The 17126-nt window shown below is 34.9% G+C and carries 18 protein-coding genes; 3 read left to right on the top strand and 15 right to left on the bottom strand.

The genetic code is table 11. The annotated features are described in order from the left end of the window. From DDF69_RS12865 to DDF69_RS12855, 3 genes are all read left to right on the top strand, one after another. On the top strand, positions 1–222 hold a 222-nt coding region (locus tag DDF69_RS12865), incomplete at its 5' end, for an ATP-binding protein (RefSeq protein WP_228411987.1). Continuing rightward, on the top strand, positions 215–850 hold the full coding sequence (locus tag DDF69_RS12860; RefSeq protein WP_114821133.1) for a response regulator transcription factor: 636 nt from the start codon (positions 215–217) through the stop codon (positions 848–850). The genes DDF69_RS12865 and DDF69_RS12860, both read left to right, overlap by 8 nt. A 112-nt stretch (positions 851–962) precedes the next feature. Beyond that, positions 963–2234 (top strand): dicarboxylate/amino acid:cation symporter, encoded by a 1272-nt coding sequence (locus DDF69_RS12855; protein WP_114821132.1) that lies wholly within the window; start codon positions 963–965, stop codon positions 2232–2234. Between the two features lie 1064 nt (positions 2235–3298). On the opposite strand, the gene DDF69_RS12850 is transcribed toward DDF69_RS12855, so the two are convergent. The 15 genes from DDF69_RS12850 to DDF69_RS12780 form a co-directional block, all read right to left on the bottom strand. Beyond that, positions 3299–4156, bottom strand: coding sequence for an EboA domain-containing protein (locus DDF69_RS12850; protein ID WP_114821131.1), 858 nt, complete (start codon positions 4154–4156; stop codon positions 3299–3301). A 107-nt stretch (positions 4157–4263) separates the two neighbouring features. After that, entirely contained in the window at positions 4264–5127 is an 864-nt protein-coding gene (locus tag DDF69_RS12845; RefSeq protein WP_162800927.1) for a hypothetical protein, read from the bottom strand. 58 nt (positions 5128–5185) lie between these two features. Further along, positions 5186–5764, bottom strand: a complete 579-nt coding sequence (locus DDF69_RS12840) for a hypothetical protein (RefSeq protein ID WP_114821129.1) — start codon at positions 5762–5764, stop codon at positions 5186–5188. Further along, positions 5751–6299, bottom strand: coding sequence for a hypothetical protein (locus tag DDF69_RS12835; protein ID WP_114821128.1), 549 nt, complete (start codon positions 6297–6299; stop codon positions 5751–5753). The genes DDF69_RS12840 and DDF69_RS12835 overlap by 14 nt, the downstream gene beginning before the upstream one ends. Positions 6300–6321: 22 nt before the next feature. Further along, on the bottom strand, positions 6322–6879 hold the full coding sequence (locus DDF69_RS12830; RefSeq protein ID WP_114821127.1) for a hypothetical protein: 558 nt from the start codon (positions 6877–6879) through the stop codon (positions 6322–6324). Positions 6880–6927: 48 nt separating this feature from the next. Further along, a complete protein-coding gene (locus tag DDF69_RS12825) occupies positions 6928–7518 on the bottom strand; it encodes a hypothetical protein (RefSeq protein ID WP_114821126.1) in 591 nt (196 codons plus the stop codon). A gap of 43 nt (positions 7519–7561) precedes the next feature. Beyond that, a complete protein-coding gene (locus tag DDF69_RS12820) occupies positions 7562–8071 on the bottom strand; it encodes a hypothetical protein (protein ID WP_114821125.1) in 510 nt (169 codons plus the stop codon). A 9-nt stretch (positions 8072–8080) separates the two neighbouring features. Then, positions 8081–8941 (bottom strand): DUF4138 domain-containing protein, encoded by an 861-nt coding sequence (locus DDF69_RS12815; RefSeq protein ID WP_114821124.1) that lies wholly within the window; start codon positions 8939–8941, stop codon positions 8081–8083. Then, positions 8938–11295 carry a TraG family conjugative transposon ATPase gene (locus DDF69_RS12810; protein ID WP_114821123.1) on the bottom strand — a complete coding sequence of 786 codons (2358 nt, stop codon included), beginning with the start codon at positions 11293–11295 and terminating at the stop codon, positions 8938–8940. The genes DDF69_RS12815 and DDF69_RS12810 overlap by 4 nt, the downstream gene beginning before the upstream one ends. A gap of 54 nt (positions 11296–11349) precedes the next feature. Beyond that, the gene (traM, locus tag DDF69_RS12805; RefSeq protein ID WP_114821122.1) at positions 11350–12522 is read right to left on the bottom strand and encodes a conjugative transposon protein TraM; all 1173 of its coding nucleotides are present in this window, start codon (positions 12520–12522) and stop codon (positions 11350–11352) included. A gap of 3 nt (positions 12523–12525) precedes the next feature. After that, a complete protein-coding gene (locus DDF69_RS12800) occupies positions 12526–12933 on the bottom strand; it encodes a M23 family metallopeptidase (protein WP_162800926.1) in 408 nt (135 codons plus the stop codon). Positions 12934–13066: 133 nt separating this feature from the next. Continuing rightward, positions 13067–15031, bottom strand: a complete 1965-nt coding sequence (locus DDF69_RS12795; RefSeq protein ID WP_114821120.1) for a type IV secretory system conjugative DNA transfer family protein — start codon at positions 15029–15031, stop codon at positions 13067–13069. Positions 15032–15082: 51 nt separating this feature from the next. Beyond that, positions 15083–15775, bottom strand: a complete 693-nt coding sequence (locus DDF69_RS12790) for a hypothetical protein (protein WP_114821119.1) — start codon at positions 15773–15775, stop codon at positions 15083–15085. A gap of 48 nt (positions 15776–15823) precedes the next feature. Beyond that, positions 15824–16078: a hypothetical protein gene (locus DDF69_RS12785; RefSeq protein ID WP_162800925.1), complete on the bottom strand. Its 255-nt coding sequence runs from the start codon at positions 16076–16078 to the stop codon at positions 15824–15826. Between the two features lie 203 nt (positions 16079–16281). Further along, positions 16282–16578 (bottom strand): hypothetical protein, encoded by a 297-nt coding sequence (locus DDF69_RS12780; RefSeq protein WP_114821117.1) that lies wholly within the window; start codon positions 16576–16578, stop codon positions 16282–16284. Positions 16579–17126: the final 548 nt, after the last annotated feature.

The following is a 17126-nucleotide window of genomic DNA, read 5'->3' as shown; positions in this document are numbered from 1 at the left end:
CTGGAGGTAAAAGATACGGGTAAGGGAATGAGCCGGGAACAAATGACCTATTATGAAAAACTTCAGGATAATATTGAAAATGAAAAACTGGTTTTACAAAAATACAGCTTAGGATTACATCTTATTCTTCAGCTTCTTATGATGATCAATGGTAAAATTGAATTTAAAAACAATACCCCAAAGGGAACTGTTGTATCCATTAAAATTAAAAAATATGATTAAGAAAATTATTATTGCAGATGATCATTTTGTAGTAAGATTAGGAACCACCTTAATTCTGGAATCTCACCACAAAGATGTGAAAATTTCCTGCGCAGAATCCTATACGGAACTCACAGACAAACTATATGCAGAGTCGTTTGACCTGCTGATCTTAGATATCAATATGCCGGAAAGCAAATACCTGGGTATGATTGGTGAGATAAAAATAATACAGCCCCATCTTAAAATCCTGGTTTTTTCAGTATATGACAATGATATTGCCGTACAGTATATCATTGAAGGAGCTGACGGCTACATTAATAAATTATCGGATGAAAATAATATCGTGGAAGCTGTTCAGCAAATATTTGAAACCGGAACATATTATTCTCCGGATATCGTAAAAAAACTCGTGTCTTCAGCTAAAAAAGACACTCCCATCAATCCGCTGGAAATGTTATCCGAAAGAGAAAAGGAAATATTTGATCTGTTGATCAAAGGGTATGGAAATATTGAAATATCGAATGAGCTGAACCTGCACCTTTCTACCGTAAGCACTTACAAAGCAAGAATTTATAAAAAATTAAATATAAAAAACGCCGTTGATCTCGTAAGGATGGGAGAACGGAATCAAGCACATAAAAAATAGTCCTTTGAAAAGAATGTCCTTTTCTTTTTGCGCTGCCGAACGTCTATGCTTCTGTTTGCCGTGCATTCCCGTGAATTATAACAGCCTTATTATATAATATTATAACCCCTTTATGAAATCAAAAAAAATATATCAGCAGCTTTACTTTCAAGTTGTTATTGCGATCATTGCCGGCGTACTTTTAGGCCAGTTTTATCCTGAAATAGGTGAGAAAATGAAACCGTTGGGTGACGGTTTTATTAAACTGGTTAAAATGATTATAGCACCGGTTATTTTTATTACCCTCACATTGGGAATTGCTCATATGACAGACCTTACAAAAGTGGGAAGAATCGCTGTAAAATCGATGATCTATTTTCTCACCTTCTCTACCGTGGCACTTTTCATCGGACTTATTATAGGAAATCTATTGCAGCCCGGATCCGGATTAAATATTGATCCCGCCAATCTTTCGGGTGATATTTCCCAATACCAGCAGAAAGCCCATGGAACTACTATTGCGGAATTCCTCACCAATATTATTCCGGACACTTTGTTCAGTCCTCTTGTGGGTGATAATATTCTTCAGATACTTTTGGTCTCCATTTTACTTGGGGTTGCTTTGGTTTTGACTAAAGATAAAAGCCAAAATATCATCGATTTTATGCAGAATTTATCAGCTCCTATCTTTAAAATTGTTCATATGCTGATGAAGCTTGCCCCTATCGGTGCTTTCGGAGCGATGGCATTTACGATCGGGAAATACGGACTCTATTCTGTTTTAAATCTGATTTTTTTGGTGGGTACTTTTTATATCGCCTCTATCCTGTTTGTTATTATTATTTTAGGAGGTGTAGCGTGGTACAATGGATTTAATATTTTCAAACTCATTGTTTATCTTAAAGAAGAAGTTCTTATGGTATTAGGAACGAGTTCTTCAGAATCTGCACTGCCCGGGATTATGGAAAAGCTTGAAAAAGCAGGATGCTCAAAAACTATTGTTGGTTTTGTAGTTCCTACCGGTTATTCTTTTAATCTTGATGGAACCAATATTTATATGACTCTTGCTTCCCTCTTTATTGCCCAGGCTCTCAATATCCAGCTTCCCATTGAAAAACAGCTGGCCCTCGTTCTGGTTGCCATGCTCAGTTCTAAAGGAGCAGCAGGAGTTACAGGAGCAGGCTTTGTTACTTTAGCAGCAACATTGGCTATTGTACCTGAAATTCCTCTTACCGGAATGACCCTTATTTTAGGAATTGATAAGTTTATGAGTGAATGCAGAGCTATCACAAACGTTATTGGTAATTCTGTGGCTACCGTTGTGGTGGCTAACTGGGAGAATCAACTGGACAAAAAGCAACTGCAGCTATGCCTTAATTACCCTAATAAAGACCTTATTGAATAAAACAGTATGTCCCATCCATTTTTAGTAATCATTGCTTACACAGCCTGATAACGCTTACAAATTTCGGTCGGTATTCGGATTGTCACTGACTGTCGATGGGTTATCAATAAGTAAATCTATGTTTTTAAATCTGCAGGGCTTCCCCCAACTTTAACCCTTTAATAATCACAATAAAAAACGTCAGACCTATCATTAAATAACTACAGCTCTGATAGTCAGCCAAGCTGTATAATTGTATAGCTTTGCTTCATAAAAGAAATACTATTAAAGTTATTGTGTTTATGCTTATTTCTATTGACATCCCTTAAATAAGAATCATTTAACATTCATTCTATTTAGCTGCCTGTATTTTTACGATGATACAGGATTAAGATGGGCTCATTGAGCTCATCTTTTTTTTATTCTACCCTTAAATCAAAAACTACTTCACATGGCAATCTATAACTTCATTGATGTGGTTTTATATCTACACCTTCTATTTCTTATTACTTAAGCTATTTTAATAAGTTTGTCATCATTAAGTTGTTGATGTATACTTACTATTAATACTCAAAGTAAATAAAAGTTAGAAGGACTTCTTTAAGTATAAAAAATATATCCACATGATCAATTTCCGATTTTTAGTACTATCATATTATTCATAACACTAAATTTCATCATTTTAAGCCTTATGGTATTGAAGTCGGAATAAGCCAGGAAACTTTTTAAGGATATAGTGTATTATTAGTATGTAAGTGTACAATGAAAGATGGGCGTTATGCCCATCTTTCTTTTTTCATCCCCTATTCATTTCAGCTGCTTCTATTTATTTACTTTTACAGATATAAAAGATATTTCCAAAGCTTCTACACAAAAAAAGAGGCAAAAACCTCTTTAGATGATTTTGCCTCCCAATGAAAAGTAAAAATTTATATGCTATCCAATCCTAGAGCAATAATTGAGACACTTACAAACTCATAAGGAACGTATTAATATTTTTATTGTCAAAATCTAAATCTTACTATTTATTAGTTTAAAATACACGTTATTTTGAGATCAACAAAACTCATCATTTTGATCAATTTTTACATTTCTCTATTTTGACGGTAATATTGTTCTCCGATATAGTTCCACAAGGTAATATTGATAGGCCTTAATATATTATTGCATGTATTGGAAGCATTTTCTCTGAGCACAATAATGGCTGCGTGCTTTGACAGCCGGTCGCCTGCTTCGATGACTTTCACCAGACATGCTGTGACCTCCTTATTGACGTATCCATCCATTAAACGCCATACCTCCGGGGATACTGTTCTTCCTGCAGCCCATTCTTCGCGAATATACTGAGTAACGATAAAAACCAGCTTTTCATTTTTGCGCAGATCCAAATTGGTGATCTTATACAGTGGACGTTGCATGAAGAGAGCCTTAAGAACTAACTGATTCCAGGAATCCACAGGCAGATATTTAGTGGCAAAAGGGTTTAAAAGGGCTATGGAATCAAAAACAGAAGTGATATTGATACTGATACCTTCTTCAACAAGAGGAACAAACTCACAGGCATTTTCAAGGAAGAAAATTCCTTTGTAGATACTGATCAGTTCACTGATATCTACTAGCTGCGTTAGTTTTTTTATGACAGCTACATTCTGATCTTCAGGAATATAAATCATCAGTAAACACCGGCAGAGCTGCTGAAGGTTCCATTGTCCGGAGGTAAGGCCCGGATACAATTGTTCAAGGTTAATTTTTTCAGATGAGCTCCATTCTGGTGAAACGGGTGAGATCATTTGGGAAATCAGTCCGAAGTTCTCGAAGAAATGGGTCTCATCTTCAAATAGCATCACTGTTTTCATCCAATCCATCTGGACATCTGAAAGCCTGGCCTGAAGTATTGAGTATACTATTTCGCAGGCATTATTTTTAAAAGTATTCTCTGTCATCTCAGAGTAGTGTTTTTTGAATTGTTATATAATTGTTGTATCTATTGGAGTTTCAAGTATTCATTCTTTGTGCCTACTCTATCACTCAAAGCGCTTAATAAGATTGATTATTTTCCTCTTATTTTATTAACAATTTTTCCGGCTGTATCATAAGCTTTTCCAGGTGCGCCTCTTAGAACAGAACCGGCCTTATTACTAAATCTGTTACCTGACTCAGGATCTACCAGAAGATTCGCAAATTGTGGAACTTTTAATATCATAAGGATCATAATTACCTGAAAAGCAACAGAAAGGAGAACATTAGTAAATGCTGTATTTCCAACAGGTAAAAGAACGATAATCACCTTCATAATCGTTAATATGGGTTCCCATAACAGTATTGACAAGAATCCGAAGAACCATGACTTCAGAATTCTTTCATTAGATATAATCAGTGAAAACGGTAAAGCAAACATTCCCAAAATATAATAGATGAATATCATCAATAATTGTCTCATTAATATATATCCCCCAACAACAGAAGCAACAAAGTAAATAATGATGTGGATAAATTCTAAAAAAGGATTGACCTGCAGCAGATCATATACTCCATTTCCGTCTGCTCCTGTTCCCTGCACATGGGTGATCCCGCTTTGAAAGGCCTGTTCAAAATCAGCAGGGCTACGTCCTGTCACTCTATAGGCGCCGTGTTTTACAATTTCTGATACAATATCCACTGTATCAAATAATAATAATTTTACCAATGGAATGTATAATGTAATAGCCATAAGAGTGAGAATAGGCCTTAAAAGAGCATCCCGGCCCATTTTTTCATCCGGATCAGACATTGCTTTCATTACTTTATACCCTACGAAAACAAAAGTAAGTGTAACAGCCATGAGAAGAACATAGGGTCTCGACTCGTTAATAAAGAGATCAATTCTACCTTGAAGAATTGATCTGTATTGATTTAAAATTTCTTGTATTGTCATTTACTTTGTATTTTTAAACATCACTGCTTTTTGCATGTTGCTCATCTTACTCCTGCTATTATTTTATTAAGACTTTATTGATTACCGACAGAGACTGCAGATCCTTTTTTATAGACAAAACAGCGGCTCTGATTTTCAAAATCCTTGTTAACAGTTTTCCAAAAACTGTATAAACCTGTCCCAAACCTCCGGAAAGGATTCCTGATGCTAAATATCTGTAATAGTCAGATTGGGCTTCTTCCAAATATCTGTTTTCAGTGGCCAGATCGTCGGATTTCTTTCCCAGTGAATGTTTAATAAATAATGGATTGTATTTTATGATGCTTATTACCTTTCTGAGATCCTGTATATCATTTTTGGTGCTTTCAATCGTAGCAATGGCAGCAGCAGCAAGCGCGAGGCTTTGTACACTTTTAATGCTTTTTTTGTCATCAATCTCTTTTTCCAGTTTTATAAGTTTTTCAAACAACTTATTTTGTTCGTCTTTGAGATAAATTTCTCCCCCTAATCCTAGAACAATTCCAGCTTTGCTTGCTGCAACGGTATAATCATTAATATCAAAAGACCAGGTCTGAGTGTAAAAAAAACTAAAGCTAAAAAGCAGCAAAAACGCGGATATTGATTTAATATGTTTCATCTTCCAGTGTTACTCGTATTACTTTGTCTAGTGCCTGCTGAATAAGGCGCAGCCTTTCTCCTTCAGGAATATAGTTCGCAGCATCCAGATAATTGGTGATATTTTCTTTCTCCGAATCAAATTTTGTTTTGAATCTTCTTCTTACCAAAACATTGGAAAGTTTACCACTTGAAAGCGGGGAAACAGCCACTATCGGATACTTATACTTTATATAATCATAGCTTGTTCCGGATACAAAGTTCAGGATATCGCTTTTTTTTGAAGTTAAACCTGATGAGATACGGGTAAGCTCCTGATTAGGTTCTATATAAATATCTTTTGTTCTTTTCATAAGACCTGTTTTTAGTGCCGCATACCCATTCAGCTTTCTATGCGCTGTGGCCATATCCTTGTAATACTCCTTTGACAGAAGATCATTAGCTGACCAGCTCCATGTCCAATTAATTACAATCTGAGCTTTGAAGAATACAGACAACAATAACAGTCCTGCGAAAAATGTCCTAACACCAAGTGATTTGATGTATAATTTATTCATGACTTTAAAAATTTTAGATTAACTATTTAGCAGACTGCTGCACTAATTTCCTCTTGAGGGTACTTCCTTTGATATTATCTTCTACCCTATCAAGCTTGCGGTTAATTGCAGACAGTGAGGATCTCAGGTCTTCATACAGATTAAATTTTTCTCCCATAATGGCAGCTTTTTCACCATTTAAAAAATGGGAAGACATATTCTCAATCTGTCTGTCTGCTGAAAGCAAATACACTCTGTTTTCTTTCTTTTTTGAATAATACAGGAAAGAAAGCTGCTCATTATCCTGTCTGAGTTGACGGGCTCTGTCTTTAACATTGTTGATGATACCATCTACTGTAAACAGCCAGGCAACAGATCCAGGATAATAAATAAGCCTTTTTCTATATTCTTTTAAAAAATCCTTAGTCCTTTGTTCGGTTGTTTCTTCCCTTCCCTTCAAAGCATATTTTTCAAAAATAATTGCACCTGATCCAAGATTGGAAGGAACATCTGAAATCGGACCGATAGGGTTATTGGAAACCGGTTGAGAGTAAGCTCTAATCGAAGTCAATAGTAACAGAACTATCAGAAACCTAAACATATTGAAATAACTTTATCATTGTGTTACAAACAAAATAGTATCGAAAAACTAGAATACAATTTCAAGTTTCTTGATCAACTGGATAAGTTCCGGGCTGCTCTGTATCAGAAATGCCAAAGCAGGCAAAGCCATCACACCGAAAACTTCCTTATCATTTTTAGAATATACTCTTAATAACTGATCGCGAATTCTATAAATTTCCTGTCTCTCAGATGCCTTTATTTTGGAGACATCAACATACTGGAGGGAAACAAGTGCTGCCTTATTTAATGCTAAAGATTGTAAATAATTATTCTTAACATTGGTTATATAGGGAAGTTTTTTAAACTTGTTCAATATAACCGGCCCTGCACCTAAAGCTCCGGTCTTTACAGAATTAGCAATAAAGCTGTTTTGCTTATCAAATTGAGCTGACTTTTTATAATTCCTTTCTAAAAATTCTTCATCGTTCTTAATCATTTCTTCCAGGTAATCATTTTGAAGCTTTAGCTGTATAGCTCTTGCCGCCGTATGCCCAGCAATTTCTAAAAGCTTTTTCCTGGTATCTGAATCGGTATTATTCAAATGAATGGCAAGATGTACAAACTGAGCTGAAAACAGCTGAAATGTAAAAAAACACAAGATGGTTAATACTTTCATAATACTGTATTATTAAAACTTATTATAGATGTAAATATTGAAGTTACTTAGGGATAAGACCTAATCTGTAGAATAGATTACTTTGTTCTGCCTCATATTTCATTGCTTCCAGTTCCTGAATCAGAAAATTTAACGTATTCATAAATCCTGCATCCAGCTTTTCTCTGTTCCCGCGGTTAATGTTTATCCCTACCCCTGCTATAAATGCTTCTTCCAATATGCTGTTCGCAGCTTTAATATATGCCAGTTTCTTTCTGCACTTGCTTTTCTTAATGGGATTATAATAAGGGTTGCAGACGTTGGAGTACCTGGCAAAGTTGATAAGGTCTTTTTTAGAAATGGTAGTCCTCGCTGCATTTTCAACTTCATTGATCGCTGCAATCTGGCCCAGCTCATCCAGGCTTTTTTTGGTAGCTTTTTCATAATCATCAGTGGCATTGTTCTCTAAATACCTTTCCAATAGACCTATGGGATCAATGTAGGGTAACTGTCCTTTATACTGCAATGAAAAAAACAGAAATAGCAGAATCAGGTATTTCATAAGTGAATACATTAAATATCTTTATATATATTCGGGAAACAAAAGTTTCTTTCTGGGAATACGGATATTGACGCTTCTGCCTCCGGCATATTCCCCTACCTCAAGACTTAATATCTCATCTTCGTTTAATGTGAATTTGTCGAAGATGAAGGTAATAACCCTTGTTTCACCCAGTTTAATATTTCGCTGCTCTCCACAGATTTTAACGGGAGTCAGTATTCTTTCCTGATAGACATAATCTTTTTTTGCCGCATTATTATTTTTAAGTTTTGATCTGAAAAGAATCTGGTCTATATCCAGAGTGATTTTAGACGTATTATAGATTTCTACGCGCAAGACAATTTTATTCTGAAAGTTCCTGTAATAGATTCCGTTTAAGGTCAGGTTCAATCCATCATTATTATCTTTAATCTTTACGGTAGAAGGAGCACTTTCAGAGAGCATACACAATTCCTGAAGATCCTGTGCCGTCTTTTCTTCCTTTTCAGCTTTATAAATACTTTCCTTTGCAAAATAATCTATGGTGGTAATGGTTTCAATGGCCTTATAGGTTGTGATATCCGGATTTCTGTTATAGTTCATATCAATAGAATAATAGCTTCCTTTGCCATTAATCACGGTAAGATTCGCCTGCTGGCTCTTTAAGTTCTCCAATTCTTCACCGGTATGCTTTAATTTGAGCATATTTCCAATGGTGTCTGCAACGAAAAAAGTAGATCCTACATCCACATACTTTATTTTTTCATCAAAAATAATGTGGGTTGTCTTCACATCTGAAACATCAATGGCCTGACGCTGATATAAGGGTTCCAATATTTCCTGGGCGAAAGCTCCCTGAGAACAGATAAAAAATAAAATAAATAATATAATGTGTTTTTTCATTTCTTTTGAGAATTTAAATCAATAAAATCGTTAATAGCCACCGACATGTTTCCTTTGGCTTCGTATATTCCCCGGATTACTTTGTTTTCGTCGGCATTGGAAGAATAGCAGGCATATCTTTCGGGAGATACTTTTACTTTATATACATTAGACATGCTTCCTACTTTAACGTACACCTCTCCTTTGTCTGTAGAATAAAGTTTTTGAAGATCAGCTTCACTCAGTGATAAATATTTGGAAAACTTATCTTTAGATGCCATTTTCTTTTTATGGGAAAGCATGATCAAGGTATCTGTGTTATTCACCATAGCAGGCCCGGCAGCAGTATCTAAAATATCTTCCAGATCCTGGGTTGCAATAGCAACTTCTCCATAAAACTTACGGACGGTCTTGTACAAATACTTAATGAATTCAGCCATTTCTCCTTTGGAAATAGGCTTCCAGCACTCGTCTATAAATATTGATTTCTTTACTCCCGGAATCTTTTGTATTTTAGTCATCACCAGATTAATACACAACATGGTAACTAAAGGGAACAATGTAGGGTGGTCTTTGATATTGTCCATTTCGAATACAATGAAACGCTCGTGAATCAGGTTGGCAGGTTCTGCTGCATTGAGTATATCTTTATAATGTCCATCGTAAAAATCTCTAAGAGAGAGTTTAAAGCTGACCTTGTCAAAATAAGTTGATTCTTCTTCAACAGCGGTATTTTCTGAGATAAATTCATAGAAAGTAGACATACTTGGAAAAACATCATTATTGACGACATGCTCGTAATAAAGATCCAGATAGCTGGATAATATTTGTTTTTCTTCTCTTGAAGCTCCCTCTTCTCCTTTCCACAAGAAAAAGATCAGTGACAGGAGAAAGGTTTTCTTATCTATGTTAATTTCATCTTCATCATAGTAATAGAAAGGATTGAATTGTAAAGGTGAGTTTAAGTCATACGTAAAGTAAACACCTTCCACCAATTCGCATAACTTTTTATAGGAGTTTCCTATATCTATCATGACGATATGGTGACCCTGCTCATAATACTGGCTTGCAATATGATTGATCAAAAAGGATTTCCCGGTTCCTGAAGGCCCGAAAATTAATCTGTTTCTGTTTACGATGATTCCTTTTTTGACAGGCTCATCCCATAAGTCCAGACGTAAAGGAGATTCGTTTTTACGGTCACAGAAAAGAATTCCATCTTTATTGCTCTCGTAATAGGACTCAAAATTCAGTAATGAAGAGGTTTGCTCGGATATACCGATAAATTTATGATTCTCCGAAATATAAGCAGGTGCGCCGGGGCAATTGTTCATATATAAATCATTCAGAGCATACTTTACCTGGTAAGGAGTAATTCCCAGATCCCTGAAAGCATTTTCCAGTAAGTTGACATCATGTTCCAATCTCTTTTGCGAAACATTCCAGACGATAACACTGAAATGCTGATAAACAAACACAAGTTCCCTTTCCAACACATCTTCTACAAGATCTTCTACCTGAGAATAAGTCACCTGATTTTCTCTTGAAAGAATCGCCATACTTTTAAACTGATTCATCTTGGTCTTCAGGGAAGAAAAAACTTTTTCCGAATCCTCAATAAAAATCACCTGATTATAGATATGGTTTACATCCAGACCTGTAGAGACCGGCTGTATAAAAGGAATTCTGAAATCGGTTTTGGGTGTGGAATATTCAATGCTTTTGATGGTACTGTTAATGGTAATAGGAAGCTGGTTATTGGAAGATATCGTATACAATTCTGCAAATTTATTTCCTACCTGTAAGTTCTTATCAAAAAATATATCTCTCAGGTTCGTCTCCCCTTCCTTTGAGAGAGACAAATACTTCCCTAAAAGATTAATAATCTGATTATTATTCAACCTTTCTACGGTGAAAAAGCTTTCTTTTGTTAAAAATGAAAGACTTGATTCTACGCCCTTGATAAAATCATCTATTCCATCTAAAAATTTATTATACTGACTGGAATTATTAAGGATACTTACTTTACTTTTAGAGTCCTTTATGATGGTGAGATAACACTCGTGGCTCATGGTCGGCTTTTCATGGAAAAACCTGTTATCACTCGATGCTAAAAAATTAGGACTGTCCGATACTTGCTCTGTGATAGAGTCTACAAAAAAGAAATCCTGTTTCTGCAGAATTGTTCCGGCAGGCAGAGATCTGATTACTTTATCAAAAATAACACTGATCTGTTCAATCTGATCGCTGTCAAGCGAATATATCTGAGGAAGCATCACCTTATACACTAAGCCAACATCTCCCTTTTTACTGATTAACAAATCATCATCTACTGCCAATATGTTAAATGCTTTTTTGATATCTATATCTTTCATAATCTTAGGAAATAATTATTAAATCATTTTACTTTACTTTCGCAATAAGAGACTCTAATTAAAACCGGAGCCATTATTTACGGATCTTATATTGATCCACAGCTGGTATTTTTTAGGTAAAAACACTCTCTTTTTCTCGAACACTTCTTTGCTTATTTCTTTTCCTGCTGATAAAATGGCCAGGTTTCTGGCCTCTTTTAAATCTATCCCGGTATTGGCTCCACCGCCTAAAACAGAACTGCCTGCATTGGTTCCTCTTTTAATGGCATAATCAAAGACATCCTGCGATACGGTGGATGGAATTTTCAGCCAGGAATGATTATTCATATGAATACCTTCTCTTCCGTCATAGTCATAAACTCTGAAGTTTAACAGATACAGGACATTATCTTTTTTATAACTTTCAATATCAATACTGATCCGGTCTTCCTTTAGAGATATCCTTCCATAAACAATGGTATTCTTAGGGATTACCAGCCCACCCGGCACATCTGAAAGCCTCATATCTTCTTTTATTCTGATAGGGATAATATTTTTATCCAATATTCTCTTCTGTTCTATGGTTTCTGAAGGAATCAGCTGTAAGATCTTATTATTGTTTCCTCCTGTTGTTCCCTGGAAAAAATTCTTTTGATCACGAACTTCATTCTTAACCAAATCCTTTTTATTTTCCCTGGTTTCTAAAGTATCTTCCAAGCCCGCGGCATTACGGGACGCAGCACCTTGCGTTAAGCCTGCACGAATTTTATCCTGAAGCTCAAATATTTTGCTAAGGCTACTTTCACTGCCGGAACCATAATCGGAACCATATCCGGAACTATACCCGGAACCGGAAGAGTAGCTTCTTCCCGGTGAAGCGATATTGGATAAAGCTTTCATATAGCGTTCCTGCCTTTTGGTATAATCATTTTCTTCCGTTTTGCCATCAAAATTCTGAAACTGTCCCTGCAATAATTTTTCATCTTCAGGAAGCTCTGTATCTATACCATACTTTCCATCCTTTGAAAAGTATTTCTTTAAATCCCTTTCATCCTGATTATAAATTTCCAATTTTGACTTCTCTTCAAGCTGCTTCTCATCCACATTAGGAGTTACAATCAACTTGTCATCTGACTCTTTCATTTTCGGGAATAATATCAGACTCATAATCAAAGTAAGAATACCCAGAGCAGCCACGAAAACAACTCCAATAATGATCTTCTTTTTTTTATCCAGATTTGCAAACATATTTTATAAACTATTTTTACACATAATATTCAGAAACAATAAGGGGTCAATTCTTTTCCCTTCAACTATTATTTCATAATGTAGATGTGGACCTGTAGAATGTCCTGTATTTCCGCTCAATCCTATCAACTGTCCGGGTGTTACATATTCACCTTTCCCAACAAACAAAGACATTAAATGTCCGTACCGGGTTCTGAAACCTCCCTGGTTATCAATTAAGATTGTATTTCCATATCCTTTTTCAAAGGTTGAACTTAATACGATACCGTAATAGGTAGAGAATACAGCAGTTCCGCTAGGTACAGAGAAATCAACGCCCTGATGCTTTTTAAGTACTCTATCAATAGGATGTTTTCTATACCCATAATGGGATGAGACAATTTTCTTATAGGATTCAACCGGCGGTATCATCGTTTGTGATTTAAATTTCTGATAAGGAAATAGGATAAAAAAAATAAAACACACAGGAAGCATCCTGTTTCTTTTACTAAGCCTTACCTCCATAATACGTTATCATCATTTTATATTTTTTCAATTACAGTAATCAATTCTGTTGAGTTTCCACATCTGAGGATGGATCACTGTCCATATGAGCTTCTTCCTCCTGGGAAATTCTGTACAATTCGTTTTCAATAAGAATATCAACCTCTTTTACAATTCTTTCAAAGTTTCCATTTAAAACCTCATTGATCATTTCTCCTTCTATAACTGTCGGGATCTCCTTCTTGATCTGATCTGTACGTTTCTCTACTTTTATTTTTCCTCTGAAAATTTTTCTGTTAATTTCTTCTCCGAAATTATCGGCAATAACCCCTACAAATTCTCCCTGAGAAAGCTGGGATATTGCGGATACCGGAATGGCATACTCTAAATTCTCGTTGATAGAATATGAGTTATTGGTATCAATGGTTACATTTTTTAATTTTTGTTTTTTCTTTCCGAATATTTCCTGAAGCTTGCTTGCAGTCTCACTTCTTACTGAACCACTAAAAATATTACCTACGATATTAAATATTGTTTCAGCTACTTTATCCCCGTAATCGCGCTTCAGCTGTTCAAGATCCTGCATTCCTATGGTTGTAGAAACTTTGTTGGATCTGGCGGTTGCAATCAGATTATCTAACCCCATAAAATACATGGTTGGCAGCTCATCGAGGATCACGGAACAAGGTTGTCTTCCCTGCTGATTAATTTCTTTCAGAAGCTGGGTAACCACAAGCCCTAAAGCAGGAGAATTTGTGGTCTGGGTACTTGGTGAGTTGGCAATAATTAATATGCATGGACTTTCCGGATTATTGATGCTTAATGAAATATTCTCTTCAGGAAAAACATTATTACCCATTACCCAAAACAATTCCTTGGTTGCCAACTGAGACAGCGGTATTCTCGCAGATGCTGTCTGACCAGAAAGCTGCTCGTAAGCCTGCTTGGCTAATGCATCTGCAAAGGGAGTCATAAAGAATCTCAGTTCAGCATATTTCCCAAAAACCTTAAATACTTTTTCATCCGGCAAAGAAGCTAAAGATATGGCATGAGGCAGTGTACAAAACTTCCCGTCTTCATAAATTCTCAGGAAATAAATACAGGCAGCGAAATAAGAAATCGCTGATTGTGCAAAGAAGTCTTTTTCCGTAATCCATTCCTTATTCAGATTGAATAAGATGGTTTGTGATGCTTCGATGGCATCTGCTGCTTTTCTTATCAATTGAGGATCCAGAGGGTTCACAAAATTTGATTTCTCCAGATCATCTAACGAAACCACACAAAAACGAGGTTCAATTTTGTATTGCTCTTTATAGTATTCATAAAAAGCAAATGTTTCCTTTGCCAATGCGGGAAATTTGAAATCATACACCATCATCGAAAATTGCTTTTGAATATGCTGTCGTATATATTCTTCAACTACCGAGTAAGATTTTCCTGATCCCGGAGTTCCCAGAACCATAGTAGCCCTGAAAGGATTCACTACATTAATCACCCCGTTTTCTGTTTTAAAATTTACAGAATAAGGATTTTTCTTAACGACTTTCTCTTGTTCAAAGATTTGATTTTTATCATTAAACTCATCCTTCTTATCATAAAAATTGAAGTATTTTCTAAATTTTAAAAACCCAACGATATAAACAATATAAGAAACAAAAGATATGATGGTATAAGAGATTATCTCAATCTTCACAACCGATATACTTAGGAAAATGATAAGAGATGATCCTACTATGACAACATTCCTCATAAAAGAAGAATTTTCTCCTACTTCTCTCTTCACTTCAAAGCCAAAGCAACAAAAGGTAACAATAGCAAGACTTACAGTTCGCAGTATTAAAGGATTTTTAATTAACGGGAAGATTACAAATAACTTGATGATGAATATATTGATATATTCGCTACCCAATCCCTTCTCAACTACATAACTGTATTTAGAATAATAAATATCTACCAAAATCAATAGTATACTTATTAAAAAGGAAAATATAATTAAAATATCTAAAGAATATTTGTCATTTTTCATTATACATAAATTATAACAGAATTCCGATTGAAATTCCGGATTATCACCCTATTAATTATCCTCTGTCTTCTGAGAACCTTCTGTTTCCTCTTGTCGGTTATTGACCGCTTCCCGGGCCGAATTATCTTCAAGTCCTTTGCTTTTGAACAGATAGTTTTCAACAAGTAAACCATGAGGATTATTTTCAGTTCTTGCCACATTATATACATCAAATGAGGCATAGAACAGGTTTTTTGTACTCACGTTCTGATCCACTCTGGAAACACTCAGTTTTCCATAAACAGAGGCGTGATAAGGGTATTCTTTTTCATTAACTTTTATGGAATCTATATCCAGTTTTTGAACAAGATTCTGAGATTGTATCCTCGCAAAATGTCCGTTTGCTTTAAGCGATAAATACAATTGTTTTCCGGAATTTCCGATCAGATAAAGAGCCTCATTGATATTCTTATCGTAACTAAACTGATCATATCCAAAAAATAACCTGTGAAGCACTTTAATATGATTCTTAATCTCAGGCAGTCTGTAATTTTCATAGTCCTGATCGTTATTCATAGAGTTTGCAATCGCAGCCTGCCCTTTTTCAGTAATAACATATATCTTTTTGGTAAAAACCTTACTTACATAAACCGCCCAGAATGAACTGGAAATGATTGCTATTATTGTGATAAAAAAGCTGAGAAACAGTGCTTTTTTAACTAAAGAATAAGTAGAAGGAATCTCACGTAATTTTTTTAAATCCATTGTTTTTTTAATATTGATAAATGATGATACAGATAACAGAAAAGCATTCTATCTGAATATTTTAACTTTAAAAGAAGCTTTTCTACAGTTTTCACATAAAGGATATTGATTTTCATCTTTATTTTCTGATAGAGGAGCAATATTAACCAACTTAACATCCTGGTCACTTTTGCATTTTACACACAACATTTTATTGAACAGGTTATTTTTAGTTTTCGATGCATTATTTCCAGGTTCTCCTGAAGCTAACTTCACTTTTTCTTCTTCATTATTTGAAGGTTCAAGAAAAGATTTAAATTCCATAGGTAAAATAAAGACGTTCTTAACAGGCATACGATGAGAATATATGCCGCAAACAAAATTTCAGGAAGAAATTGCAAAAAAATAATATTGAAGATTATATGTTTTAAAAATATCCAATATTCCTGCAGAGATCGTAGTGTTGAGTTTAGATTTAAGCTATGAACTCCTTAAAGTGTATAGCTTAAACCTAAAGAGCTGTTTTTCTAAATGAATACATGAGTAATAACATCAACCAAGCCAAAAATAGCTAAACCTATTACAAAACGGACAAAATTCTTTTGAGCCTGTTCGTTACCCTGCATATACTGAACAAATATCAGAAAAGCCCCCACAACTGCAAAAGCTGCCACCCCTGCATTCAATGAAGTTTTTAGAGTGGTTGTCCATCCGGAAATTTTTGCATCAATTGTTCCTGCACCTCCTGCTTGAGAATATAATAAATTACCTATAGGCAACAATAATGCGATCAAATTCCTTCTATTAAATTTCAAATTTTTCATTTCTATTCTATTTTAAAACTAAATTTTAATTTTTGTTTGTTTATGTTTATTTGTAATCGGAATATGTGTTGAAAATGTAGTATCCTATTTTTTTGTTTTAAATTCCCTGTTATCTTTTGAATTGTTACTAATCAAATTTTCTAGTTTTTCATCAAATCTGATACATTGTACTCCCATCTTAAAATCAAAAAAGTATTCCTTAAACTCTCCTTTTCTGGGATATTTTTTTATGATGTATAAATACAGTACGGGAATTACCAAAAACACTAATGATAAGAGTACCTTTTTAAAGACAATAAAAAGAAACAGCATCAGACATATAACAATTATCATCGCTGTAATTACGGGATAACCAAAGATTAAAGGGACCCTTTCTAAGGTTTTTGGGGTTTTATATTCCATATAAATGTGTTTATTTTACCAGAAAAAGTTCTTTACATCACAAAAAATCACTTATGAAATCTGGTCTGATCGTAAAGAATGGCAGGCTGATCAGGAAGCATATCCCTATTTTCTCAGCCTGCACATTACCCTAACCTATATTGAGT

Source organism: Chryseobacterium sp. KLBC 52, assembly GCF_003347605.1.
GTDB lineage: Bacteria > Bacteroidota > Bacteroidia > Flavobacteriales > Weeksellaceae > Chryseobacterium.
Note: the sequence above shows the minus strand (reverse complement) of the source record. Positions and strands in the feature narration are given on the sequence as shown.